Origin of the sequence: Micromonospora olivasterospora (assembly GCF_007830265.1) — a bacterium.
GTDB classification, from domain to species: domain Bacteria; phylum Actinomycetota; class Actinomycetes; order Mycobacteriales; family Micromonosporaceae; genus Micromonospora; species Micromonospora olivasterospora.
Window position 1 is genome coordinate 6,287,723 of record NZ_VLKE01000001.1, and the last position, 25,204, is coordinate 6,312,926.

Consider the following 25,204-nt stretch of genomic DNA (forward strand, 5'->3'; position numbering starts at 1 on the left):
ACGGCGGCCTAACGCTGCTCGAAGTGGTAGGCCGGCTTGGGAAGGAGAACACCCTTGTCGGCGACGATCTTGCCGTCGGTGATGTCCTTGGTGATCCGCTCGACGAGCGCCTTCTCCTCCGCCGTTCCCTTGCCCGGGCAGAACTCGAACCGCAGCGCGCCGGTGCCAAGGCCGTAGCTGATGGCGCCAGCCGGCAGCTTGTCGGCGGCGGCGTCGGCGACAGCGTTCTTCAGGATGTCGGACCAGCTCACTACGCCGGAGCCGATGATGTGGGGACTCGAGTCGCAGTGCAGGGCAAAGACGTCGTACACGTCGGCGGGGCTGGCGGACCCGCCGACGGCCTGGTAGACGCCCCCGGAGCCACTGTCGAGGTCGGAGAGGATCGAGTCGACGCCACTGGCGATCATGGCTTCGGCGGCCTGCTTCGCCTTGCCGACATCGTTGTAGTCGCCGGTGTAGGTCTGCACGACCTTGGTGTTCGGGTTCTCCAGCGCGGCTCCCTGAGCCATGCCGTAGTACCACGCGCCCGACGCGGGAACCTGGAGGCCGGCGATCATCCCGAGTTTCTTGGTCCGGGAGTGCGCCGAGGCGACGGCCCCGACGACGATGGCGTTGTAGCCGACGGCGGCGCTGACCGAGGTCACGTTCTCGGCGTAGGCGTCGAGGTCGGCGGCCACCAGGATGAAGCGCACCTTCGGATACTTCGGTGCCACGACCGCGACGGACTTGTTGAACGAGGCGCCGTCGGCGACCACGATCTGGTTCTTCGCGGCCAGCGACTCAAGGCCCTGGATCTGCTCCTGGGAGTTGGCGGCGTTGTCGACGATGGAGGACAGCTTGAGGTTCTTGTCAGCCTCGATCGCCGCGTTGACGCCGGCCAGGCCGAACTGGGTGAACCCGCCGTCGTTGCGGGGAGCCTGGGAGATGAAACCGATGCTCTTGGTCCCGTCGGCGGCCGCTACTTCGCCCGAGGGCCCACACGCCGAGAGCGCGAGGGGTATGGCGGTAACGGCTGACAAGACCCTGATCTTGGTACGCATGCGAGCCCTTTCGTCGGCTGCTGCCCGTTCAGGTAACAGGGGTGAAACGGACCGTTGAAGAGACTGGTATGGCAGATACAGGCGCGTAGACTGCGGAAACGCGGTGACGTGACCCAGATACTGCTGATCTGCCATACCAGTTGTCAAGAGGTTGATCGGACCTGAACCTCGGATGACCTGCCGCAGGCCGGGCCGACTCGGCGTCGGCACAGGCGATGGTGGAAGGAGGGCCGGTCAGGCCACGCCGGGGTACGGGCGCGGAAGGCGCCGGACCGGTCGGCGACCGACCGGTCAGTGACCGAACTTCGCCGTGACCTCGTCCTGGAGTTCGAGGCGACCGCGTTGCACGTGGGCACGCATGGCCTCTTCCGCCGCATCGGCGTCCCGCGCGCGGATGGCGTACACGACGGCGCGGTGCTCCGCGAGCGACCGCCGCATCCGCCCCTCTCGCCTGGTCACGATCGACGACAGCAGGCCGCGGTTCAGATGCTGGACCAGCAACCGGTAGTGGTCGCTCAACCGATCGTTGCCAGCACCCTCGGTAATGAGCTCGTGCAACCGCGCGTCCGTGGCGCTGTAGCCGTCGGTGTCGCCAGCGTCGACGCAGTCCTGCATCGACGCCATCACCTCGTCGATCCGCGCGATGAGCTCGTTGCTGGCGCGGTTCGCGCACAGCCGGGCGGTCATCCCCTCGACCGCCTCACGCACCTCGAACAGATCGAGGATCTCGTGCCGGCTGAGGCTCTTGACGAACGTGCCACGGCGACGCTCGATCGAGACAAATCCGGCGCCTTCGAGCTCCTTGAACGCCTCACGCACCGGCATCCGACTGACCCCGAACCGCTCGGCGAGGCGCGCCTCCGAGAGCTTCTCCCCGGGCGCGATGACGCCGGACACGATCTCCTCACGAAGCCTCTGGACGATCACGTCCTTCTTCGAGACGTCGTTGTCGGCGACCCCAGCGGATGCCCTGTGCGCCGCCGACATAGCTCCAAACTTCCGCTAGACCACTGCCCGGACTCCCCCTGAGCTTGATGCATGATACCCGTTGCGGTGGCCGTGCCGGGGCGCCGCACCCCGGGAAGCCGGCCGTCGGTTGTCGCTCACCGGGGCGTACGACAGATCCGGGCCGACGAGAACGCTGGCCCGGGTGGCGCCTTGGGCCGCCACACCGGGTTCGCGTTGACCGTCAGAAGGGGTGCCTGCCAGGCTGCCCCGAGCCGCTGCAGCAGGCCGTACTCTCTACGGACGTGGCTGACGTCCGCTCCGGCGAGAAAGCCGATCACCTCGTCGTGCACCATCGGCCGGCCGAGCAACTCGACGTGGAGCGACAGCACCTCGACCACGGGGATCTTGGTGAACGGGCCTGGTGTGGACTCGGCCGCGGTGACGATCGGCAGGAAGGCGACCACCCGCACGCCTGGAATCGGGCAGAGGGTCTGGAAGCGGTAGAACGGCGCGTCCTCCAGAAGCGAGCGGATGAACGGCTCGTCCGGGTGGTCTTCGGTTGCCGAGCCGACGCCCGCGAGTGCGTACATGACGCGTAGCAGCCAGCCGGTGGCCACGCCGAAGCCGGAGTCGGCGTTCGGTGGCGGGTAGTACGCGCGGCCGGTGCGGACCAGCGGGCTGAGCATCACCAGCGCCGTCACCGGCGATTTCGGCGGGTTTCGCAGGTAGGTGCGGGCCACCATCGCCCCCTCGCTCTCCCCGACCAGGGCGATCGGCCGGCCGGTGCGCCGGTGCACCGCCTCGACCTGCACGGCGAGCAGCTGCGCGCTGGACTCCAGCGAGCGGTGGGTGGCCGTCGACCGGTACGGCAGCGGACGGCCGCCCGAGTCCAGGCCGTCGTACGAGAACCGCTCCACGTTCGGATCCGCGGCGGGCCGGCCGTCGTACGCGGAATTGTGGCCGGCAATCAGGATCACCGCGTAGGGCACCCCCTGGGGTAGCGGTTGGTTGAAGATCGGCGGCGAGAAGGTGCTCCGCGCGCCGTCGCGTTGGGCGAGCGCCTGCCCCACCAGCGGGATGGCCAGCACCAGCACCACGACGATCGGCACCACCGGCACCCGTCGCAACCGCACGTGGGAGGGCAGCACGGCCGCCCGCACCGTCCGGTTCCACAGCAGGCCGTTGATCATCCCGACGGCCACGGCGACGACGGGCGTCCACTCCTCCGGGGCGCTCCACACCAGGCCACCGGCCGCGGTGATGACCACGAAGTTCAACGACGACCAGCCGAACAGCTTCGCCGTCGGCAGGCCGCGCCACCAGCCCGCACCCACCGCCATCCGCTGCAGGAACGGGGCCAGTACCACCATGGGGATCAGCGAGGCGAACAGGACCCAGGACAGGGACACCACCGAAGCGGCCACCGCGAGCGCGGCGAACGGCGCGACGATGGCGGCCGTCAACGCCGCCACGCCGAGATTGCGCAGCAGCAGGGCCCGCCGTACCGGCCGGGGGCTCCCGGCCGGCCAGGACAGGCCGACCAGCGCCGCGGACAGCGCCCCGCGCGCCACGATCGCCCCCACCAGGCCGAGCCCGAACACCCACCAGGAATTGTGGTAGACCAACAGCCAGCGCATGTCGTGGTAGGAGTCGTACGGCCAGACCGCCGAACTCTGCCCGATCAATCCCTCCGCCTGCCGGAAACCGATCGGCACCAACACGAGGGACTCGGCCAGCGGAACGACGGCGGCGACCCCGAGCAGTGCCAGCAAGCGCCAACGGCTCGGCACCCCTCCTCCTTCACGCAGGTGAGGCTTTGCACCAACTCTCCCGCGTTCCCGATCCCGACGAGGACGTTTCGGTCGAACCCGTCCGCGCGCCGGTGACCGTGGCAGCGCCGGGTTGCGGTGCGACATCATGCGTGGCTGCGGCGGTTTCGGCCCACCGAATGCGGCGAGGGGCTGACAGGTCAACTCCAGTGCGCCGACGACGGGATGCCGCAGACGTTTTACTCCTTCCGCGGGCGCCCACAACGGTCAAGGCAGGATCTCGACGTACCCGTCGGTCCCGTGCACGCGGATCCGCTGCCCGTCCCGGATGAGCCGGGTGGCATCTACCACGCCGACGACGGCCGGCAAGCCGTACTCCCGGGCGATCACCGCGCCATGGGTCATCAGGCCGCCCACCTCCGTCACCAGGCCCGTGATTCCGACGAACAGGGGCGACCAGCTGGGATCGGTGTAGGCCGTGACCAGGATGTCGCCCTCCTCGAGATCGGCCTCCGCCATGTCGAGGATGACGCGGGCCCGCCCCTCGACGGTCCCGGCGGAAACCGGCAGGCCGATCAGGGCACCGGCCGGCACGTCGTCGCGCCGGTACGCCCCGACGACGGCCTCGCCATCCGACGTGAGCACCCGGGGCGGCGTGAGCGCCTGGTACGACCGGAACATGTCCTTGCGCTGCTGGATGAGCTGGTCATCCACTCGGTTCGCGCGCACGACGTCGTGGAGCTCCTGGAACGTGAGGTAGAAGATGTCCTCCTTCGCGGAGAGCACGTTGGCCTGCACGAGGCGCTCGGCCTCTTCCAGCAACGCCTGCTTGTAGACGAAGTAGCGGCTGACGATGCCGTACTTCGGGTACTCCCGGTAGCCGATGAAGGTCCGGACCCGGTCGATCATCCGCTTGGTCTCGTCGGCCTTCTGCTCCCCGTCCGGCAGGGCCCGCAAGCGTGACAGCACGTCGTGTTCCTTCTTCGCCGCCTCCCGCTGCCCCTGTGCGAAGCGCCGCTCGGCGGCGCCCGGCTCGAAGTTCCTGACGTTGTCGAGGATCACGGGTACGAGCGTGGTGGGACGCTCGCGCCACCGCGGCCTCGTGATGTCGATCTCGCCGACACAGCGCATGCCGTACCGGTCGAGGTAGGCCTCGATGGCGTCACGCGCTTCGGTCCCGCCCGCGAGCTTCGGCAGCTCGTCCAGGAAGCCCTCGTCCTCGACGCCCTGCAGGAACGCCACCACCTCTGGATGCGGGCGGATCACGTCGGCGACGTCGAGCAGCGCCAGTCCCATCTCCGACGTGACGTTGCCGGGGGCGGACAGCGTGAGGGTGTCGGCCGCGTTCTTCTCGCCCAGCCATTCCCACAGCCGGTCGTTGAGCCACCAGGTGGCCTCCATCCCCGCCATGATCGCCTGCATGCTCAACGGATCACTGAGGACCCGCTTGTGCTCCTGGAAGTCCTCCAGCAGGAAGTCGAACAGCGCCGCTCCGGTCTTCGTCCGGATGTCGCGCCGCAGGGCGGCGATGGAGGCCCGGCTGCGCTCGATCAGCTCGGTGACGATGGCCGGATCGGTCTCGATCGGGGCGGACGCGCCGCCGACCGGCGGCCCGCCGGGACTTGCGTCCGGGAGCGACGGGACGAAGTCGTCGCGGTCGAGGACGGTCTCCAGGGCGTCCCTGGTCAGCGGATCGGATCTACCCGCCATCTCGAGGAGACCGGCGCGGCTCGCGGGCGAGGCCAGGCGCCGGGTGACGTCGACGAACAGCCTCCCGCCGGCCTCGTGCATCGGCACCATGGCCGTCAGCTGCCACATGGAGATCCCCAGGGGCTTCATGGGGTCGGTCATCATCTGCTGGTGACCGACGGAGAGGTAGACGTGGTTCTCCGCGTCGCCGGCCGCGGGGATGGGGAACAGCGTGGTGATCGGCCGGCTCTGAACGATCTGGAAGCCATCGTCGACCAGGCACCATTCGATGTCCTGCGGGCGGCCGAAGTGCGCTTCGATCCGTCGGCCGAGCTGGACGAGCCGCACGACCTCCGCGTCCGTCAGCGCCGGCTGCTCCTGCCGCGCCGGGTCGATCGCCACTTCCTGCGTGCCGCCGGCCGGCAGGGCGTGAACGGCACGCTGCTTGGCGGCGACCGCCCTGGCGACGATCCCGCCGTCGCGCACCTTGAAGACGTCCGGGTTCACCAGGCCGGAGACCAGGGCCTCGCCGAGGCCGAAGCTGGCGTCCACGGTGGCGACCTTCCGATTGCCCGTGACGGGGTCGGCCGTGAACAGGATGCCGGCCGCATGCGGGAAGACCATCTGCTGCACGACCACGGCCATGTGGACCGTACGGTGGTCAAGGCCGTTCCGCTGGCGGTAGATCACGGCCCGCTCGGTGAACAGCGACGCCCAGCACCGGCTGACGTGCTGGAGGATCGCCGCCGGCCCCACGACGTTCAGGTACGTGTCCTGCTGGCCGGCGAAGCTGGCCGTCGGCAGGTCCTCTGCCGTCGCGCTGGACCGGACGGCGTAGGCGGCGTGCTCGCCGAGTCGGACGAGCGCGCGGGTGATCGCCGCCGTGAGATCGTCGGGAATGGCGATCCCTTCGATGGTCCGGCGGATCTCCCCGCTGAGGGTGCGGACCGCCTCCCGGTCGTCCGGGTTCAGGCGCGACAGCTGATCGATCCGATCGTCGATCGACGGCGCTTCCGCCATGATCCGCCGGAAGGCGTCCGTCGTCACGCAGAAGCCAGCCGGCACGCGGATGCCCTCGATCCGCGACAGCCCGCCCAGGTGCGCGCCCTTGCCGCCGACGACCGCGACCCGCGTCTCGTCGACCTCTTGAAGATCCAACACGTACTGCTCGATCATCGCGACACCTCCGAGACAGCCGTGCTCCGTCGCACCGCACCAGCCGACCGACTCACCAGCGCCCCCACCCCTGGTTCGCAATCACCGCGTCCCCCGTACATCGACACCAACACACGCACGTCGTGCCCCCGTTTCCGCAGGTTGTGACCTCGGCCGACGATTCTGCGCCACAACCCGGGTCTTGCCGCAAGCCCCCTGGTGCGATATACGTTAGAAGTGGCAGGGAGATGTCTCCTTGCCTTTTCCTTTCGCTGTTCACTGAAACTGACAAGCTTTTCGTGCAGCGGCGGCGCGCCGCGTACGGCCGGCCGTACGCGTCGTCGGCCCAGGCGGATGTCCCATCGGCCTTCGGATGCAGCGGCGGAAGTTTCCCTTGTCGGCATGGCCGAACGCCGTCGACGCGCCGCCGTCTCCCGCAGGTAGGAACCAGCGGATCGGTCAGGCGCGAAGCCGCGTCTGGGCGACGGCGGACGAGCGAGTTGATCGTGCCGGTTCGATGCGCTGCTCCAGCGTCGGATGTGGCATGGTGGCCGGATGATCGACACCCGCCGGGCCGTACACCTCAGAGGATCGTGGCATGTCCAGTGACCGTCTCATGCGCATCCACAGCGCCGAGTTCCAGGCCATGGCCGAAAGGGTCCTGCGGGTCACCGAGCTCACCTCCCGCCTGAACGTCCTGCCCTTCGAGGACGAAGCGGGCAGGGCGGAACTGTTCGAACAGATCCTCGGCCGGCCGCTGCCGGCGAGGGTCACGATCTATCCGCCCTTCTACACCGACCACGGCCTTCACCTGGACCTGGCGGAGCGCGTGTTCATCAATCAGAACTGCACGTTCCTGGACTACGCCGGCATCCGGCTCGGCGAACGCGTGATGGTCGGCCCAAAGGCCACGTTCATCACCGTCGGTCATCCGGTCGATCCTGAGGAGCGACGGGGGTGGCTCAGCGGCGCGCCCATCGACGTGGCGGAGAACGTGTGGATCGGCGCCGGTGCCACGATCCTGCCCGGCGTCAGCATTGGCCGTGATGCCGTGGTCGCCGCGGGCGCGGTCGTGGCCGACGACGTTCCAGCGGCAAGCCTGGTGACCGGCAGTAAGGCCACCGTGCACCGGCGGTGGTGACAGCTTTCGAGCGCGAGCAGATCCAGGCGGTGGCGATCGACATGTGCACCGTGTTCAAGGCCGCCGTCCGTCAGGTGCTACCGCACGCGCTGCTGGTCGTTGACCATTTCCACGTCGTGCAGCTGGCCAACCGGGCCGTTACCGAGGTCCGCCGCAGAGTCACGCTCACCCAGCGCGGGCGTCGAGGCCGCGGCACCGACCTGGAATGGCGGATGCGGAACCGGCTGACCCGCCGCGCTGCTCGCATGCCCGGCAAGCACGTCGACCGCCTGGTCGACACCCTTGAGGCACTGCCCGCCAAGATCGGCGCCCCGATCCTGGCCGCGTCGAATGCCAAGGAAGACCTGCTCGACCTGCTCGCGACCGCCCGCACCCAACCCGACCGGGAACACGTCCACCGACTGCTGCACCGCTGCTACAACCGCTGCACCGCCACCGACCTGCACCGGCTCGCCACCACAGTCGAAACCTGGTGGCCGCAGATCCACGCGTTCCTACGCACAGCTATCACGAACGCCGGGTCGGAAGGCACCAACCGCGTCATCAAGACCATCGCCCGCGACGCCTACGGATTCCGCAACCCTGAAAACCAGCGACTACGCACCCGCACCGCGACCACCCGACGCCACCGCGGACACCTCAACCCCGCTTAAGTTCGAAGAGCCCCTAAAGATCAACTACGGTAAATGATCCCCGGTGACACGAGCGTTAGGAAACCCCCAAGGCCCGTGAAACTCAAGAACTAAAACTAAAGCAGAAGGTGTAAATCAAATGGCAACTCAAGACCTTTACCCGTTCCGGGTGGCGGTGGAGGGAGCGGCGGCGCCGCCTCCCGCCAATATCTCCCGACCGATTATTGGCTGATCAGTTTGCCGGATAGTGTGGCTACCTCATCCTCGGTGTAGGGGTGGCCGTCGGGGGCGGTCTTACAGCCCTGTGCCCAGGCTTTCACCCATGCGGCCATCCCCGGCCCCAACTTCCCCTGTTCGTCGGGGGTCAGGGATACCCGGTCGGGGAGTTCACCCTTTTCTTCCAGCGTCTTCAGGTATTCGCGGAGGGTGGCGGACCCGTCCTTGCCGGGCCGCCAAGTGACCACGTGATCTGGTGGTGGGGGCAGCGACGGCGCCGCCTCCAGCCAATAATTCCCGACCGATTGCCGGGTGATCAGTTTGCCGGATAGTGTGGCTACCTCATCCTGGGTGTAGCGGTGGCCGTCGGGGGCGGTCTTACAGCCCTGTGCCCAGGCTTTCACCCATGCGGCCATCCCCGGCCCCAGCCTCCCCTGTCTGTCGGGGGTCAGGGATACCGGGTCGGGGAGTTCACCCTTTTCTTCCAGCGTCTTCAGGTATGCGCGGAGGGTGGCGGGCCCGTCCTTACTGGGCCGCCATGTGACCACGTGATCTGGTGGTGGGGGCAGCGGCGGCGCCGCCTCCCGCCAATATTTCCCGACCCATGTCTGGGTGATCAGTTTGCCGGATAGTGTGGCTACCTCATCCTGGGTGTAGGGGTGGCCGTCGGGGGTGGGCTTATCCTGTAGTCGCTGTGCCCAGGCTTTCACCCATGCGGCCATCCCCGGCCCCAACTTTTTCTTTTTGGGCAGGGATACCCCGTCGGGGAGTTTACCCTTTTCTTCCAGCGTCTTCAGGTATTCGCGGAGGGTGGCGGGCCCGTCCTTGCCGGGCCGCCAAGTGACCACGTGATCTGGTGGTGGGGGCAGCGCCGCCTCCCGCCAATAGCTCCTGACCGATTCTTGGGTGATCAGTTTGCCGGATAGTGTGGCTACCTCATCCTCGGTGTAGGGGTGGCCGTCGGGGGCGGGCTTACCCTGTAGTCCCTGTGCCCAGGCTTTCACCCATGCGGCCATCCCCGGCCCCAGCTTCCCCCTTCTGTCGGGGGTCAGGGATACCCGGTCGGGGAGTTCACCCTTTTCTTCCAGCGTCTTCAGGTATTCGCGGAGGGTGGCGGGCCCGTCCGTGCCGGGCCCCCATGTGACCACGTGATCTGGTGGTGGGGGCAGCGGCGGCGCTCCCTCCAGCCAATATCTCCCGACCGATTCTGGGGCGATCAGTTTGCCGGATAGTGTGGCTACCTCCTTCTGGGTGTAGCGGTGGCCGTCGGGGGCGGTCTTACAGCCCTGTGCCCAGGCTTTCACCCATGCGGCCATCCCCGGCCCCAGCCTCCCCTTTCTGTCGGGAGTCAGGGATACCCCGTCGGGGAGTTCACCCTTTTCTTCCAGCCTCTTCAGGTATTCGCGGAGGGTGGCGGGCCCATCCGTGCCGGGCCGCCATTTGACCACGTGATCTGGTGGTGGGGGCAGCGGCGGCGCCGCCTCCCGCCAATATCTCCCGACCGATGTCTTGTCGATCAGGTTGCCGGATAGTTCGGCTACCTCATCCTGGGTGTAGCGGTGGCCGTCGGGGGCGGGCTTACAGCCCTGTGCCCAGGCTTTCACCCATGCGGCCATCCCCGGCCCCAGCTTCCCCTTTCTGTCGGGAGTCAGGGATACCCCGTCGGGGAGTTCACCCTTTTCTTCCAGCCTCTTCAGGTATTCGCGGAGGGTGGCGGGCCCATCCGTGCCGGGCCGCCATTTGACCACGTGATCTGGTGGTGGGGGCAGCGGCGGCGCCGCCTCCCGCCAATATCTCCCGACCGATGTCTTGTCGATCAGGTTGCCGGATAGTTCGGCTACCTCATCCTGGGTGTAGGGGTGGCCGTCGGGGGCGGGCTTACCCTGTAGTCCCTGTGCCCAGGCTTTCACCCATGCGGCCATTCCCGGCCCCAAGTTTTTCTTTTCAGGCAGGGATACCCGGTCGGGGAGTTCACCCTTTTTTTCCAGCGTCTTCAGGTATTCGCGGAAGGTTTGAGGCCCGTCCGTGCCGGGCCGCCAAGTGACCACGTGATCTGGCGGTTCTGGTAGTGGCGCCTTGGTGGTGGAGGCCGCTGGGGGCGGCTGCGGTGTGGGGTGCGGGCCTGCCGATTGGCCGGTACGGATCGGTATGGATCGCGTGTGCGGAGATGCCGGGCCGGACGTGATCTGAGTGTCGGGGTAGCCCAGTGCGACCATCCTGGGATACCCGGGTGCGAAACCATAGTTGTCGTGGAACCCCGACGCGGCCGAGGCCAGGGTGATGTTGACCTCGTACACCTCGGACATCAGGCGTAGCAGCGCCCCCTTGAGGTGGGGAACGGACGTCCCGCGCGTGTCCAGGGCCTGCCGCAGCCGGTGAACGTCCTCCGGGGACAGGCCGTTCGCTTCAGCGAAGTCGGTTCTGTCGATGATGAGGTCGAACTGCGCCTGCAGACCACGGCGCACATCCTCAGCACCTGGCAGCCCCATCACGCTGGAGAATCGCGTGAACAACCGGTCCCACTCGTCTGACCGCGGCAGCTCGGCCGGCACCGATGGTAACGGGACAGCAGCGGGAACAGCGGCGTTGTAGTGGTTGTGGTGGGTGGGGTTCGCCGGGTCGGCCGCGACGTAGTACAGGTCGACCCGCCGGCCGTCCCGCGGCCCGAACACCGCCACCGGGCTCACCCCCCGCCCGGTGCGCTGCACCACCGTGATCCGGCTACCGGTGGCGTGGGCCAGCAACGGCAGCAGGAACTCCCCGCCCGGCCCGGCCCACCGACGGTCCCAATTGGCCACCGTGTCGACGACCTCGGCAAACTCGTCCGCCTCGAGCGGCCCGTCAGACGTGCTCAACACGTGGACCAGATAGTCACGGGCCCGATCCGGCGCCAACAACGCCACCGGGAAACCCCGGCCACGCCCATTGACGAAGTCCAACTGCTCCTGCGGCACATCCGTCACCGAACCGGGATCGAGCCACAACCCGATCAACTCCGCACGCGCCTCGTCATACCGCTGCCTGATCCGCCCCGCATCCAGGAAAGCCGCCTCGGTGACAACACCGCCCACCGAAACGCCCTGGTCGCCGACACGTTCCATCAGCCGCGCCAACACCTGCCCATCGCTGAGCTCCCGCACCTGCCGCAACGGCTCCCCCTGCGGCAGATGCCGCCGCTGCACCACCACATCGGCCGGCAACCCCCCGAAACAGGTGTCCAGGTACGACCCGACACGGGCCTGCAACAACTCGTTCACCCGCGCCAACCCAGACCCGGCCGGCACCGCACCAGCCATCCGCCCCACACTGACGCGCACCCGCTCAGGACCGGACAGCCACTCATACAGATCCGCCGGCAGCACCCCTGCCTGCGCCAACACGTCCCGCACCCACACCGGATCAGCGACAACGAACGCCGACAACACGCAATACCCATCAGCCGGCACCGCGAACTCCAACACCGGCCGGCCAACCCCATCCACACCATCCAGATCCAGAACCAGATCCGGGTCCAGGACCAGATCCAGATCCGGGTCCAGAACAAGATCCGGGTCCAGGTCCAGGTCCAGAACAAGACCCGGGTCCAGAACCAGGTCCAGGTCCGGGTCCAGAACAAGATCCGGGTCCAGATCCGCATCCGGGTCCGGGCCCGGGGCCGGGTCCGGCATCGATAGATCCTGGGTGAATGCCGGGTTAAGAAGCGCCGGGTCAAGAGAAGACAGGTTGTGATCTTCCGTATCCCGATCGTCCGGCGCGGTCACGTCGTCCCCCACCACCGACGGCGCCCACGCGACATCCACCTCCGGCACCCCAGACGGCGGGTACAAAGAATCGACCTGTTCGGTGCCGTCCGGTGGCGTCCACCCCCAGCCGGGCGGCAGCGCCGACAGTTCCACCCCTCCCGGACCTAGACCCACACCCAGGTCCAGGTCCAGGTACGGCATCCACAGATCCTCCACGAATGCCGGGTCAAGAAGTCTCGGGCCAAGATGAAACGGGTCGTGGTCTCCCGCATCCCGCTGTTGCGGGACCGCCACGGTCGCGTTGTCCCCCACCCCCAACGGCACCCACGCGACATCCACCCCTGGCATTCCGGACAGCGGGGACTGGACCTGCTCGGTGTCCTGCAGCGGCCCCCACTCGACGAGCTTTGGTGTGTCCAGATCCATCCCATCCAGATCCGGGTCCCACACGTTCTGAAATTCCTGATCACCGGATGCCGGGCCAGTACCAGACGGGTCGTCGAGGTTCCTGTTGCTGCCGTCGTCGAGCTGATTGCCGATGGGCGCGCCGAAGTCGCCGGGTATCGCAGCAGCACCGTGCTCGTCGGTCGCACCAATGTCGGAATCCCACCCTGCCTGCCAGAGCGATGCCGTGGGGATGCCCGGGTCGTTCAGCGAACCGGTCGGCGCTGGCAGCCAGGGCAGACCCGTGTCCGCCGGCGGGGCAGGTACCGGCCCGGGCATCGGCAACTGAGGTGCCGGATCCTGCCCGTCCAGTCCGTGCGGGAACGACTGCGTCCCTGGGAACTGGCTGGGCTGGGGGCCGCTGGGCTGCGACCACGATATCGGGCCGGGCGGGGCCTGCGGCCAGTGCGGATCCGTCGGTTGCGGCTCGGGGTCGGGTGCCGTGTCCATGGCCTCAAGCAGATAGAGCAGATCGACCGGGTCCACATCGAGCAGATCGGCGGGTTCCCCCTGGTTGGTGGCCCAGTCGCCGAGGTTCCTGCGGCCGTCGTCGGGCTGATTGCCGATGGGCGGGTCGACGTTGGCGGGTATCGCAGCATCGTGCGTCGGCCAGTGCGATGCCGTGGGGGTGTCCGGGTCGTTCAGCGGCTCGGGCGGCGCTGGCAGCCAGGGCAGGCCCGTGTCCGCCGACGAGGCAGATACCGTCCCCGGCATCGGCAACGTGCCCCCGTAGTCCAGCCGGGACAGGTCCTCACCCTGCGGGCGGTCCGGTCCGAGGGCAGGGCCCGGCGGTGGTGCTTGCCGGGGCTGAACCGGAGCGCTCACCCCGTACCGCGCCGCCACGCCACCGCGACCTTCCCGGACCAGCCGCAGCAGACCACTGCGGAGCAATACCCCGATCCGGTCCTGCACCGTTCTCGGGTCCATGGAGGGGGTTGTCGCCTTGCCGAGGGCTCTCAGGGTGACGGTGATGATCCCGGCGTCGTCCATAAGGCGGATCAGGGCGTTCCACAACTCCCGCAGACCATCCCGCTGCCGTGTTGTGGTGGCGATGTCGTCGGCGTGCTGGGCGAACAGCGTCCGGGCGTCCTTCTTGTTGAGCACCCACTGGCTGCCCGCAGGAGGGTCCGGCAACGGTGCTTGTTGGGGCTGACCCGGATCGCTCACCCTGTACTGCGTCACCCCGCGACCGCCGTGAGCTTTCTGGACCAACTGCAGCAGACCACTGTCGAGCAATATCTTGATCCGCTTACTTACCGTCGACAGCGCTGTGTTTGTCGCCTCGACGAGGGCCGGCTGGCTGGCGGTGATGGTCCCGTTTTTTTCCATACGGTGGATCAGGGCGTTCCACAACTCCTGCAGATTCTCCGGCTGCTGCCGTGTTGTGGTGGCGATGTGGTTGGCGTGCTGGGCGAACAGCGTCCGGGCGTCCTTCTTGTTGAGCACCCACTGGCTGCCCACGGGAGGGTCGGGCAACGGTGCTTGTTGGGGCTGACCCGGATCGCTCACCCAGTACGGGGACTCGACCTGTCCGGTGTTCCGCGGCGGCTCCCACTCGTCGTCGAGGTGTGGTGTGCCCAGATTCATCCCGTCAAGATCCGGGTCCCGTACGTTCTGGAATTCCTGATCACCGGACACCGGGCCGGTACCAGACGGGTCGTCCTTGCGCGGATCCATCGGTTGCGGCTCGGGGTCGGGTTCCGTGCCCACGGCCTCAACAAGCAGATAGAGCAGATCGGCCGGGTCCACCAGTGGATCGGAGTGGGGGGAGTCGGCCGGGTCGGGGGCGGTGGTGTCTGCCCGCATGGCGTGGGACGGGCCGCGTGGCGGGCTGGTGGAGGCGAGCAGGAACGCGCTGGTGTCGGTGCCGGTCGTGGTTGTCGGCCGCGGGTGGCGGGCGGCCTGGCCGAGGAGGTCGGTGATGGTGGCGGGTCGCCCGTCTCCGTCGAACGCGGCCACCCGGGTGCTGGATGCGAACAGGTGTCGCAGCCACGGATCACGTATCGGGTCGTCCGGCTCGGGTCGGTCGGCGGCGCCGGGCAGCAGAGGGTCCCGCACCCGGATCCTCGGCGGCCCGGGATCCTGTGGCTGGCTGTGGAGGGCGAACACGTGCTGCGGTTCGTTCGGTGGCGCGGCCCTGACCACCACCATCGACCCCGGCGCCGCCCGCAACGCGGCCAGCACGTCCTCTCCCGCGACCCCGTCCGGGTGGGCGACCCGCTCGGGTACCGTGTCGAGGATCTCCATCAGTTGCGGCCAGCCCATGGTGGGCGCGAGCCGGCCGTCCGGTCCGATGATCCGGTCGTCGAACACCGCCCGGTTGCCCAGCCGCTTGTACTCGGTGTGGAACACATCGAGAGTGGCCGCCACACACCACCACAGGTCACCGCTGCCGGGACGCACCTGCTGCGCGGCGGCCCAGTCGGCGGCCCGCTGCCCGGACCCGAACGGCGTGAGATCCTGCCCAGTCGTTGTGGCAGCCGGCTCGCCGTGTCTGCCGGGGCCGCCACTGACCGGTCCGTCCCGCAACGACACACCCCGCCACGAATCCGCGTCGCTGAACGAACCCGCGTCACTGAACGAACCCGCGTCGCTGAACGAATCCGCGTCGCTGAGGCCGTGCTTGCCAGGCACCCCGCCAAGCGACTCGTCCGGCAAGGACACGTCACTGATCGACATGGTGTCGCTGGTGTCGAGGTTGCTGAACACGTCATCGCTGGACATCGACATGTCACTGGCGGTGGCGTTGTCACGGCCGCCGGCGCTGGCGTTGTCACGGCCGCTGGCGTTGGCGTGGTGGTGGATCGGCGTGCCATCGGCGGGGGCGGCGGGGCCAGCGGGCACGGTACTACCGGCGCTGGCCGCGTCCGGGGTGCCTGGCGTCCCCGCCGTGCCGGGCGTGCCGGGCGTGGCGGGCGTGGCGCTGCCGGCGGCCTGGGCGAGGACCTGCTGGTATCGGTCCTTCCATTCCTGTTGGAACGGCCTGGCGAGGGTGTCGTGACCGGTCGGATCCAGGCCGTACCGGTGGGCGAGGGCGGTGAACTGGGCCTGCGCCAGGCCGGCCGCCGCCGCGGTGTGCTGCTCGGGTGTTACCGGTACGGCCGGCGCGCCGGTACGCCCGCTTTCCTGAACGTCGAGGGTAGCCACACCGGCGGCCGGTCCGGTGACGCCGGGAACGGCCGCGGCCGAGAAACGGGCGGGCAGGTCGTTGACCGCCTGCCGGACCACGTCCGCCACGGCGCTCACCTGCGCGGCGTCGGGACCGGCCACCACAGCGGGCAGCACTGCGGGCAGTGCGGAGGTGCCGAGGATCGCATTGAGGCTTCGGTCCACCCGGTCCCGCACGGCGCTCTTGACCGCCTCGATCGCGGCGGCGGACGGCACCGCCGCCCCGGCACCTGCCGGCACGCCGGCACCTGTCGGCGTGCCAACGGCCCACGACGTGCCAGCGGCCGTCGGTAGGCCGGCGGCGAGGTACCGGTCGATGTGGTGTTCGGCGGCCAGGTGCGCGATCGCGCGCAACGCCTCCAGGTCGAACGCCGCCGGCAGCCCGGCGACCACCTGCTGCGCCCGCACCCCGGCCGGGAACTGCCCACCCGCGGACGCCAACGCCTCGGCCATCCCGGCCACCGCCCGCTGCCGAACACCCGTCAAAAATCCCTCGGTCAGCGCGGCAGCGGGCAGACCGACCGCAGACAGGAAACCCGCAACAACCCGATCACCCCGCCGGGCCTCGACCCACCCGGCGAAAACCCCCTCGATCGGCATGGCGAGGGCGGCCATGCTCTCGCCCGCCCGAGCCACCCCGGCCAGCAACCCACCGTAACGGTCCACCAGATCCTGCTGGAACCGATACCACCGCTCGACCACCGGCCCACCCGCTGCCGCGACCCACGCCGGCACCGGCGCAACCGGCACCGACAGGCTCGGCACCGACCACGACGGCACCGACAGATCCAGGCGCGGCGCGGGCAGGTCCAGACTCGGCGCGGGCAGGTTCAACCCCGGCAGCGGCAGCGGCGGCGGGGTGGACGGCGGGGCCTGCCCGCCGGCACCCACAGCCTTCGGATCATCGGCCCCAGTCCGGTACCCCGTGAATGTGTCCCCACCAACCGGTGTCGGCCCCACCGGCATGACCGGCCTACCGTCGGGCGTGAAGTCCAGGCGAGGCATCTGCACCCGGGGCCCATTCATGGCGCGACTCACGACGAGCCCGAGGCCGCTCGCGGCCGACCCGCCCGCCCCCGAAATCGCCCCGGACAGAAGATCCGCACCGAGATTGCCGGGGTCCCAGTACCCGTCGACCATCAAGCTGGCACCGATACCGAAGATTCCCTCCGTGCCGGTCTCCAACACCGGCCGCGTCAACAGATCGGTCAACAGCATCTTGGTGCTGTCCGACAGGCCGAGTTTGCTGACCGCGGCGGCGACAGCGCCAGCGGCCTTGCCCAACGCCGGCCCGCCCGCCGTGCTCAGGAACGCCACCGCCCCCGCGTACGCCGCCTGCTTACCGACCGCCGACCAGTTCACCCCCGACTGCAAACCATCGGTCATCATCGACACCTCGGCCAGCAGCGCAGAACCCGGCATCGTCAGCATCTGCATCGCCGTGCTACTCGCCGCCGACCGGACCAACGCCGACCGCAGGACCACCTGGATGATCGTCCGCGTCTGGGCGACGTGTGTCGCCGCCCCCACCGGATTCCACCACCACATCGCGGCGGCGGCGGCGAACTCGGCCTGCATGAAGGAGAACATGGCCACCGTCGTACGCTTGCCGGTCTCCGTCTCCAGGAAGAACTTCTTCTCCGCCTCCACCACGGCGAGCATCAGATCGGCCGTCTCGGCCATCTTCCCCACGAACGGAACGGTCTGCGCCACGAACCGGTCAAAGGCCTCACCCTCCCCCGCCTGCCGGACCGCCCTGACCGTCTGCTCCAGCAACGGACCCAGCACCGTACGCACCCGACCCGCCAGCAACTCCAGCGTGCCGATGTCATCCCACAACAACGGCAACCTCGCCCGGGACACCCCCACCCCGGTGAACCCTTCCAAAACCCGCAACGAACTCTCACTGAGCTCAACAGTCGAAAAAGCGGCGGCGACCAACGCGCAACGCTCCTTCCCCGCCCCCCGAACCAAGGACACCCAGTACGGATCAGCCAGCCGCGCAGACCGCCCACCCCAGCCCCCGACCATCTCCTCGGCGATGACCTCGGCACCGTCGCCCGCCCGGCGGCCGAGACCCCAACACCTCACCCCACGACCCGACCGACGCCCACCACCACCGGCAGTGTTGATCGCCGAGAGCCACGCACCATCACCGTAGAGTGACGGTAGTCGACACCGGCGACGCGAGCCATCCCGCCCACACGTGGGCCACCACACATCCGCACCCCGCGCCGGGCCCCGGCGGCGTGTCACGCGAGAACTGGCTCCATGCGATTCACGGTCAGGAGTCCCTCCTGCCGTGGTCGGCTGTGATCGGGACGACGTGCGCAGGGCCGGCGCGATCGGCTGTGTGGCTCGTTCCGGCAAGCGGAACACTCCGCTCGGTAGATGGACCGGTGATCGCCACGGTGTGCACCATGGACGCCACCCTTGCCGCCCCTAGGACACCGGTCGACGCGGCCGCCGAGTGCCTCCGCACGGCCGCGCGTGATCGGATTCCCTGTCCACCATTGCGCGGCCTCATCGATCCCGACGACGTCGCCACGGCGCCGTCCCCGCCGCCCCGCCCCGCCGTTCCGTACGCCGTGCAGGAGCGGCTGAGCGAGCTACGCCTGGTCGACGGAGCCAGGGTGGTCGGCCGCAAGATCGGCCTGACGTCCCCCGCCGTCCAGGCCCAGCTCGGCGTAGCGGTGCGCCGAGCCGCCTCCGGTCCATCACGGCCAGGTGGATGACTCGCTCGGCGATTCAGCCCCTGCCGCTGCCGCATGGAACGCGCGCCGGCGACTATGCCTTCATCTCGGGCCAGGTGGCCGTCCGTCCCGCCGGCAGCACGGTCATCGGCGATTTCGGGGCAGCAGCGCGGGCGGTCCTCGACAACGTCCGCGCCTTCTGCCACGCCGCCGGTGGAGACCTCAGCGATGTGTGCAAGGTAACCGCATTCCTGCTCAACGCCACCCTGTTCGAACCGTTCAACGCGGTCTACAGCGAGTACTTCGCTGACCCGCTGCCGGCCCGGTCGACGGTGTTGGCTCCGCTGTCCAATCCGGATCTGCGTATCGAAACCGAGGCGGGCGATCGCGGCTGGGCCGCGTGACGGCGAGGCGGCAGAGCGCCGGCGGATCTCAATGGATCCGCCGGCGCTTTGATGACGGGGTTCAGCGGCACGGACGATAGACGGAGTCGTCCAGGTCGAGTGAGAAGAGCACGCCGTTGATGTTGGCCGCGTTGTCAGCCTGGCAGAAGGCAGTCGAGGAGCCGTATTCCGCGTGGAGGACCGGCTTGCCCGCGGCGATGAACGGCTGGTATTCGCCGCATTCGTTGTACCGGCCGCATTCCTCGTTGAGCGCCATGTCGAAGTAGTCGACGAGGTCGTCGATCTGGCCGAGGTCGTTCTTCATCACGGTGCTGAGGCCACGGGCGTGGGCGGTGTTGGCGAGGAACCGGTTGTACGCGAGTTGGTCGGCGGCGGTGAGCGGGAACCCGGTCCGGTTGATGTAGCCGTCCATGTTGTCGAACTCGACAGCGTCGAACCCCTTCGCCCGGCACATGTCGATCCGTGCCGTCATGATGCGGGCCAGCGGGCTCGTGGGACTGATGCCGCGGACGTCGAGCCACCGTTCGCCGGCCCAACCGTCGAGGTTCCGGCCGACGAGGCTCGCCGGGAACTGGCCCGCGTCGGGGCGCCAGTCCTCGTAGGAGCCCGCGCTGATGTAGCAGACCACCCGAATTCCGGCTCGGTGGAGGGCGGCGACGTCCGCCGAGGACGCGTCAAAACCGTCGATGTCGTAGATGTCGACATCCCGGAAGGGAGGCTTTGGCACGCCCGCGATGACCCAGTTCCAGCTGACCTGCAGCGGCGGGCGCCAGCAGTCGGGGCACCGTACCGAGCTTGTCGTGCTCCCGGGTCGGGTAGACGGGGACGGCGGAGCGGTCGTTGGCGTCGTAGCGGAAGGTGACGTGGGTACGTGCGGCTGGGTCGATGGGGGTGGCGGAGTGGACGCGGACGGGGATCTGGCCCCGCCCGATGGTGCCGGCTGCCCGGGCGTCGAGGTCAGCGAGATGGCGACATAGTCGAGGTCGGCTGCGTCACGGCCGGTGTTGGTGGTGATTTGTAGCCGCAGCTCGCCGGTGGGTGACATGTACCGGGCGTAGGGTGCGGACGCGGGCCAGGCGAGCGACGTCCACGGGCCCCAGTGTGGAGCGCCGGCGTTGGTGCCCACGCGCACCCAGCCCCTCGCCGCCCAATCGAACAGTGCGAACGTCCAGGTCTGGGTCTCGGGGTCCGGACCGCGGTAGTTGACCCGTACGTCGACTGCGGTCACCTCCCTGGGCGACACGTCGGGCGGCGCGACGAAGGTGAGGTATCCGGAGTAGCGGCCGATGAACTCGACGTAGCGGTTCCAGTCATCGGTGGTGCCGGTGAGGTCGGCCTCGGCCAGGTTGGTCACCGGCTGCCCCTCACCCGTCCGGCCCGTCGTTGTCGTGCGCTGCGTAGCCGTAACTGCCGTCGTACTGGCCTGGGCACGAGGCGACAGGGCTGCGACCAGGCCAAGAACGATGGCCAGTACCACGACGCCGATCCCAGTGAGGTAGAGGGCTCTTGTCTTGGTCATGGCTGCGCGATTCCTGTTCAAAGCGGATTTCCTCAATTTGAACCGTGCTGCTGCCGCCGTGCCAGAAATCGAGATGGAGCTCACCTGGGGTGGTGCGGTTGACACGGTTTGCCGCCAGCGGAATGCGCAGGTCCTGGTAGCCGGTGGTGATGGTCCGATAGTCGCCCCTCACACCCGGTGGTCTCTCCCAGGATCGTTGCGGCCGTGACCGTCGGTCCATGCCGGATTACCGTCGAAGTTGTCGAGCAGTATCGGCTGTGCGGTCGGTCGGGGCGCCGGTGGTGCCGCACCCTGCGGCAGTCGGCGTCGGGACGGGGCCGGCGGCGGTGGGGGCGGGAAGTGATGCCGGGTCCGCCGGGTCGACGGTCGACTCGGAGGAAAGGTCGCTATCTCCGGTCCATAGGTACTCCTGCCGCTCGACGCGCCCGAGGTCGCCCTTGCCCCTGTCGCCGGCGCTGGCCATGCACACGCCGAGTACCGCCAGGGGCGCCAGGAAGCTGACGACGAGGAAAACCGCACCCCGTCGCGCCGCCTTGGTTCGTTGCGTGACTGGTGGGCGGGTCTGCATCCGGAGGGGGGAGGACGGGTGCCGGGCAGCGTATCCGCGGCCGCGGGCTTCCCGTTGGGATTGGTCGTACCAGGTCATCGTCTGCCACCTGACCTACGTGGACGGGGTCTCACATCGAGCACGGCTGCCGGTCAGCATCCGTTCACCACCGCCCGCAGACACGGCCGACGCGTGAAGGCCGCTCGGTCCGCGCGGGGACTGCCACGCGTCCCCGCGCGGAGGCGGTCAGGCCACCGGCCGGTCAGGCGTCGACGATCGGGCTGGTGCCCACGCGGACGTTGTCGATCGCCCAGTACCAGTTGTTGCCGGCATTGAAGATTCGGAAGCTGACCTTCGCCGACGTGGCCCCAGCCGGGACGGGGCAGGAGAGCCGGACCAGCCGGTTCTCCTGGTCCCGGCCCTGGTTGGTGTTCCCGGAGGTGGCGCTGCTGTAGTGCAGCAGCTGGACCTTGTCGCCGGTGTCGAACTGCACGGTGACCTCGGCCTCCTGCGGGCTCTCCTGTCGGTAGTGGGAGTCGAAGCCCAGGTGGAGCGTGGCGGTGCCCGACGGGATGGCCACCGCCGGGGTGGTCAGGGTCGAGTCGAACCGGCCCCGGCCGGACGGGCCGCCGGTGTCGTCCCAGTCGTCGGGGTCGGCGACCGCGACGACGCCGAGGGACCGGCTGAAGTTGGGGCGGTTCTGCCCGCCGGGGAACCAGAACTGCTTGGTCGGGAAGGTCCAGCCCTGCAGCTCCCGGGTGCCCTGTGGCATGGCCGGCGCGTTGCTGACCGTCCAGCCCTCGGGGGCGGTCCGGGTCCAGCCGAGCAGGCCGGGCCGGCTCAGGTCGGCCGCCGGGGCGAGCGCGGGAACGACGGACTCGAAGTCCTCCGCGAGCAGATAGCCGGTCATGACGGGCCCGGTCTTGGTGGACAGGGACGCGGTCGCCTGCTGGGCGCTGCCGCTCAGATTCGCCGTGACGGTCGCCTTGAGGCTGCCGGAGGCGCGCGCCGCGGTGGTGGGCGCGACGACGTCCCACTCCAGGCTGGCGGAGGAGCGGGCCGGAACGGACGTCGGCGTGTCGCCCCGTGGGGTGGCGGTCCAGCCCGTCGGGAGGGCCAGCGTGGCGGACAGGCTGGTAAGCGGGGTGCCGCCGGCATTGGTGACGGCGGCGGTCACGGTGACCGGCCTGCCCGGCGAGATCACGGTGCCGTCGGTGCCGGGCGAGCTCGCCGGACCGGTCAGCGAGACGCTCATCGCGGGGGCGACCCGGGAGCGGACCCGGGCCTCGGCGAACCTCAGCAGGCCGTCGCCGTCGCCGTGGGCGGCTACCACCAGGCTGCCGGTGGTGGCGTTCGGGGGCGGCGTGACGGTGAAGCGCACATCGGCCGAGTCCCCGGCGGCGATCACGGTCGGCGCTGCGGCGGTCCGCTCGACCGTCCAGCCGGAGGGGGCGAGCAGGGCGACCGAGAGCTGGTCGAGCTTGGCGTCGGCCTGGTTCCGCACGGTGACGACGACATCGGTCGGGTTGCCTTGGGCGAACGGCGTGTCCAGGGCGGGCAGCGGCTGCGGCAGGACGATTGCAGCGGCCAGCGCCGGGGCGGTACCGGTCGCCGGGTCGGTGACGCCGGGCCTGCCGCCGGCCAGGCGGCCGGCCATCCGGCGCAGGAACGTCGGGTCCGCCTGGTCGACGACCACGACGTCGTACCAGCCATGGTCGGGGAGGTGGATCGGCACGGTCTGGGTCTCGCCGGGCGCGAGGGTGACGGCCTGGACATGATCCCCGGGGTTGCGCGGGTAGACCGACTCGCCGACGAGGAGCGTGCGGGTGGCGGCGGAGGGGTTGGCGCACCGGACCTTCACCTGGCCGGGGACGGCCTGCTCGACGAGGTGGGCCTCGGCGCCCACACCGGTGCCGCGCAGTTCCCAGACGGACCAGCCGGGGCCGGTGACCTGCAGATCGTAGCCGTCGGCGCCGTAGCCGACCGTGTTGTCCGCGGTCCCGCCCGCGGGGACGGTCCAGGTGCGTGGGATGGTGCCGTCACCGGGGTAGGCGGTGAACGTCGCGGCGGTGGTGCCCGCGTTGCCGAGCCGGAGGCGGACGCCAGAGCCGGTGACGTCGGCCCGCAGGGACAGCCGGTACGGAGAGGGGCGCGTCGGGCGGGTGCCGGCCTCCTGCTGCGGGAGCGACTGGTTCTTCGGCGGTACGGGGTTCCAGCGGCCGACCGCCGACGGCACCGGCTCGGGCTGCTCCAGCCTGGGCTGCGCGTGTGCGCGCGTAGTGTCGAAGGCGGAGGTCAGGTCGCCGAACACGCTGCGGCGCCAGGCGCTGATGTTGGGCTTCTGGACACCGGTCCGCTTCTCCAGGAAGCGGATGAGCGAGGTGTGGTCGAACGCCTCCGAGCAGACGAAGCCGCCGACCGTCCATCGCGAGACGACCGTCATCGGCACCCGCGGGCCGGGGCCGACCGGGAGGCCGTTGAACCAGTCGTCGCTGTTGCCGGAGTCCGGCCGGGGCTCGACCGGGGCGGGCACGTGGTCGAAGTAGCCGTCGTTCTCGTCGAAGTTGATGAACAAGGCCGTCTTCGACCAGGTCTTCGGGTCGCTCGCGATGGCGTCGAGGAGGTCGTAGATGAGGTTGGCGCTGCCGACCGGGGTGGAGGAGCTGGGGTGCTCGGAGAGCGCCGCCGTCGGAACCAGCCAACTCACCTTCGGCAGCGTGCCGTTCTTGATGTCGGATCTGATCCGCTGGACGAGGGTGTTCGGCTCGGAGCGGTAGGCGCCCCGCATGAACAGCCGGCGGTCCGCCTCGGTCAGCGAGTCGACACCCTGCTGGAACTGGGCCAGCGCGGCCTTCCGCTGGTCCGCGGTCTTGCCCCAGAGGCCGTCGTAGAACTGCTTGGTGGTGGAGTACTGGCCGCTGACCTTGGAGAGGATCTTCCGGCCGATCTCCTTCCAGGGCCGGAAGTACTCCACCGCGTTGTCGGTGAAGTTGTCCCACTCCTGGTAGATCTGCCAGGAGACGCCGGCGGCCTCCGGGCGCTCGGGGTATGTCGTCCAGTCGTAGCCGGCGTGGGTGTAGGAGTACGCGGCGTTGGTGACAGCCCGGTTGGCGCTGCCCGGCTCGTAGCCGGTCGTGCCGGTCCACAGGTAGTTGGGGTTGGGGTTGGTCGAGCCGTAGACCGAGCAGAAGTAGGCGTCGCAGATGGTGAAGCGGTCGGCCAGTTCGTACTGGAGGGGGATGTCGCGCCGGTCGTAGAAAGCCATGGTGCTCTGGCCCTTGGCCGCGACCCAGTCGTTCCACCAGCCGTTCGCCCGGGCCCGGTTGGCGTCGGAGAAGCCGTGCGGGAGCGAGCCGAGGTACTGGATGTCGCTCTCGGGACGGCCGGCGTCGACCGCCGCCTGCCGGGCCGAGAACGGCAGGACCTCGCCGCCGCTGGTCCGTGGCTGCGCGAAGGCGGTGGCCCCGGTGGGCAGACGCAGCGGCGTACGGTCGCCGAAGCCGCGCACCCCCTTCAGGTTCCGTCGGTGGTACAGCCACGTTCTCCGTCGCACCTGTTCGAACGCCGACACCTCATCGTTGTATCGCTCGAACAGGCCATCGCGATGTTCGTGGCGGCCGTCCTATGGAGGGTGGCGGGACCGGCTGACCTCGCCGGTCCCGCCGTCGGTTCTCGCGTCGGACGTCGAACCGCCCCCCGGGTCCGGGCCGCCGAGCGGCGGGCGCGGCGCTCAGCTGGACCAGCGAAGGTAGACCGACTTGGACACGGTGTAGAAGTCCAGGGCGGCCGATCCCTGTTCCTTGAACGCCGCGTTGGAGGAATCCTTCAGGCCGCCGAACGGCACGTTGGGCTGGTTTCCGGTTGTCGGCTCGTTCACCTTGATGGTGCCTGCCCGGACCTCGTCGGTGAAGGTCTGCGCCGCGGCCAGCGAGTCGGTCAGGATGCTGGCGACGAGCCCGTACCGGCTGGCGTTGACGCAGGCGATGGCCTCCTCCAGCGAGGAGACCTCGACGACCGCGACAACGGGCCGAACACCTCCGTCTCGAAGATCTGCGCGCCGGGCGTGAGGTTGGTGAGGACCGTGGGTTCGAAGAAC

10 protein-coding genes and 2 pseudogenes are annotated in these 25,204 nt (G+C 69.1%); 4 read left to right on the plus strand and 8 right to left on the minus strand.

Annotated elements, in window-relative coordinates:
• Positions 1-8 precede the first annotated feature (8 nt).
• From JD77_RS28445 to rph, 4 genes are all read right to left on the minus strand, one after another.
• On the minus strand, positions 9-1,175 hold the full coding sequence (locus JD77_RS28445) for a BMP family lipoprotein (RefSeq protein ID WP_145776946.1): 1,167 nt from the start codon (positions 1,173-1,175) through the stop codon (positions 9-11).
• Positions 1,176-1,331: 156 nt separating this feature from the next.
• The gene (locus tag JD77_RS28450; RefSeq protein WP_107074326.1) at positions 1,332-2,027 is read right to left on the minus strand and encodes a GntR family transcriptional regulator; all 696 of its coding nucleotides are present in this window, start codon (positions 2,025-2,027) and stop codon (positions 1,332-1,334) included.
• Positions 2,028-2,143: 116 nt separating this feature from the next.
• Positions 2,144-3,778, minus strand: a complete 1,635-nt coding sequence (locus tag JD77_RS28455; protein WP_246141052.1) for an esterase/lipase family protein — start codon at positions 3,776-3,778, stop codon at positions 2,144-2,146.
• Between the two features lie 246 nt (positions 3,779-4,024).
• Entirely contained in the window at positions 4,025-6,622 is a 2,598-nt protein-coding gene (rph, locus tag JD77_RS28460) for a rifamycin-inactivating phosphotransferase (protein WP_145776947.1), read from the minus strand.
• 577 nt (positions 6,623-7,199) lie between these two features.
• Between rph and JD77_RS28465 the strand changes: the two genes are divergently transcribed.
• Together JD77_RS28465 and JD77_RS28470 are read left to right on the plus strand one after the other, a co-directional pair.
• On the plus strand, positions 7,200-7,742 hold the full coding sequence (locus tag JD77_RS28465; RefSeq protein ID WP_145776948.1) for a DapH/DapD/GlmU-related protein: 543 nt from the start codon (positions 7,200-7,202) through the stop codon (positions 7,740-7,742).
• A gap of 11 nt (positions 7,743-7,753) precedes the next feature.
• Positions 7,754-8,395: pseudogene (locus JD77_RS28470) on the plus strand (ISL3 family transposase); the annotation flags it as partial.
• Positions 8,396-8,595: 200 nt separating this feature from the next.
• Here the strand turns inward: JD77_RS28470 and JD77_RS28475 are convergent.
• Positions 8,596-17,841 (minus strand): hypothetical protein, encoded by a 9,246-nt coding sequence (locus JD77_RS28475; protein ID WP_145776949.1) that lies wholly within the window; start codon positions 17,839-17,841, stop codon positions 8,596-8,598.
• Positions 17,842-18,365: 524 nt separating this feature from the next.
• On the opposite strand from JD77_RS28475, the gene JD77_RS34890 reads away from it, so the two are divergent.
• Positions 18,366-18,680 carry a hypothetical protein gene (locus JD77_RS34890; protein WP_211372721.1) on the plus strand — a complete coding sequence of 105 codons (315 nt, stop codon included), beginning with the start codon at positions 18,366-18,368 and terminating at the stop codon, positions 18,678-18,680.
• Complete coding sequence (locus tag JD77_RS28485; RefSeq protein ID WP_145776950.1) at positions 18,677-19,042, plus strand: RidA family protein; 366 nt, start codon at positions 18,677-18,679, stop codon at positions 19,040-19,042. Before JD77_RS34890 ends, JD77_RS28485 begins: the two co-directional genes overlap by 4 nt.
• A gap of 61 nt (positions 19,043-19,103) precedes the next feature.
• On the opposite strand, the gene JD77_RS28490 is transcribed toward JD77_RS28485, so the two are convergent.
• From JD77_RS28490 to JD77_RS34895, 3 genes and pseudogenes are all read right to left on the minus strand, one after another.
• Positions 19,104-20,645, minus strand: a complete 1,542-nt coding sequence (locus JD77_RS28490; RefSeq protein ID WP_145776951.1) for an endo alpha-1,4 polygalactosaminidase — start codon at positions 20,643-20,645, stop codon at positions 19,104-19,106.
• Between the two features lie 725 nt (positions 20,646-21,370).
• Positions 21,371-24,679, minus strand: a complete 3,309-nt coding sequence (locus tag JD77_RS28495) for an alkaline phosphatase family protein (RefSeq protein ID WP_211372722.1) — start codon at positions 24,677-24,679, stop codon at positions 21,371-21,373.
• A 159-nt stretch (positions 24,680-24,838) separates the two neighbouring features.
• Positions 24,839-25,123: pseudogene (locus JD77_RS34895) on the minus strand (aldehyde dehydrogenase family protein); the annotation flags it as partial.
• Positions 25,124-25,204: the final 81 nt, after the last annotated feature.

Bases quoted from the DNA above. Each gene is read 5' to 3' on its own strand.
- JD77_RS28445 (WP_145776946.1), bottom strand. From the start codon at position 1,175: ATGGCAGATCAGCAGTATCTGGGTCACGTCACCGCGTTTCCGCAGTCT.
- JD77_RS28450 (WP_107074326.1), bottom strand. From the start codon at position 2,027: ATGTCGGCGGCGCACAGGGCATCCGCTGGGGTCGCCGACAACGACGTC.
- rph (WP_145776947.1), bottom strand. From the start codon at position 6,622: ATGATCGAGCAGTACGTGTTGGATCTTCAAGAGGTCGACGAGACGCGG.
- JD77_RS28465 (WP_145776948.1), top strand. From the start codon at position 7,200: ATGTCCAGTGACCGTCTCATGCGCATCCACAGCGCCGAGTTCCAGGCC.
- JD77_RS34890 (WP_211372721.1), top strand. From the start codon at position 18,366: ATGGACGCCACCCTTGCCGCCCCTAGGACACCGGTCGACGCGGCCGCC.
- JD77_RS28485 (WP_145776950.1), top strand. From the start codon at position 18,677: ATGACTCGCTCGGCGATTCAGCCCCTGCCGCTGCCGCATGGAACGCGC.